General features: G+C 31.9%; 1 pseudogene. It reads left to right on the top strand.

The annotated features are described in order from the left end of the window. Nucleotides 1–1,540 (top strand): annotated as a pseudogene (locus AJN69_RS10105) (hypothetical protein); the annotation flags it as partial.

The raw sequence follows: 1,540 nt of genomic DNA, 5'->3' as shown, positions 1-1,540 counted from the left end.
TATCTTCATAGGTGATGGCAACAAGATAGAAACCCTTACAAATAAAGGAACTATAGAAGCAGGCAACAATGGTATAACTTTTTATGCATTTGATACAAATAAAAAGCCCGTTAATATTGGTAAAATCACTATAGAAGAAGGTGGTGTTATTAAAGCAGGCAATGATGCAATCCATATAGATGGAAGTAAAAATGGTATTGAGGGTGAAGGCATTGAAGTTAAAGCAGGGGGTAGATTAGAAGGTGGTAATGCAGGTATTTATATAGGTGGCGGTAAGCAAGTAAATACTAGCATCAATGTATCTGGAACTATCCAAGGTGGTAATGGGGGTATTATAAATACTGGAACCATTGGAAAAGAAGGACAAGAAAAACAAGAATACGGAATCACTATTGAAAATGAAGGTCTTATTGCTTCTGCAAAAGGAAGTGGTATTTTAAATACTGACAATGGAATTATTTATGGTAATATCTTCAATAGAAGTAATAATAATTTAAGTTTAAAAAATGATTCTGATGCGACTATTACAAGTGGTATTAAAAATGAAGGTAGTGGAACCATCTTTGTTAATAACCAAGGAACCATAAATAAAGGTGATAACGGCAATCATGTAACCAATAATGGTAATGGTAGCATAATCATAGAAGATTGGGTTGTTTCTACAGATAAAGATACAGGTAAATTAGACACTGTGGTTGTAGGTGGAAACAATACGGATAATGTAAAAGTAGATAGTATAACCGTTGATCAAGGCAATGCTGATCTAGATGGAATAGAAGATATAAACAATATCATCTCAGGGGTAAAACCAGATAATATTGGCAATATAGGAACCAATGGTAGCGGGGAAATTGATTTAATCTATGATCCTTCAACAGGAAAAATTCATAAAAGGTTTGATCTTAGTGCTTCCATATCAGGTGCAACCTTTAGATCTTTAATCTCTACTACTTCAAGAAGATCTACCTTTATAGACAATGTTATGGGTAATTCTATGCAAAGCTTTGCTTTAGCTTCTTCAAGTAAGTCTCAAAGCATTGCTATGTCTGAAAAGGGTAATTTATATGCAGATGCAAGTGATTATATAAAGAGTGATTTAAATAACGGAAGCTATGGTTCTAATAAAGAACATTCTTTATTCATCCTTCCTTATACTTCTTCACAGAATGTTGAACTTTCTTTAAATGAAGAAAGTAAAGGACACACTAAAGGAACCATTATAGGTTATTCTACTTTAAAAGACAGTGGAATATATGGTGTGTATGCAGGTTATGAAGATACAAAAATGGGTTCAACTTATTTTGATATTAATAATAGAACCTATTATGCAGGTTTAAAATACTTTAATACCTTATTTACTACAGAAAAAGGTCAAGAAGTTTATATCAAAGCTCAAGGTAAAGCTGCTTTGATTAAAAATGATTTAACTAAAAAAATAGGAAATAATGAAGCTAAAGCTGAACCTAATTCTTATGCTTATGGAGTCAATACAGCCTTAGGTATGAATTTTATTTCTAATAAAGATATATTCTCCCCTGAA

This window comes from Campylobacter sp. BCW_4338, from assembly GCF_001763255.1.
Classification (GTDB): Bacteria; Campylobacterota; Campylobacteria; order Campylobacterales; family Campylobacteraceae; genus Campylobacter_D; species Campylobacter_D jejuni.
This window is presented reverse-complemented; position numbering and strand designations above follow the sequence as displayed.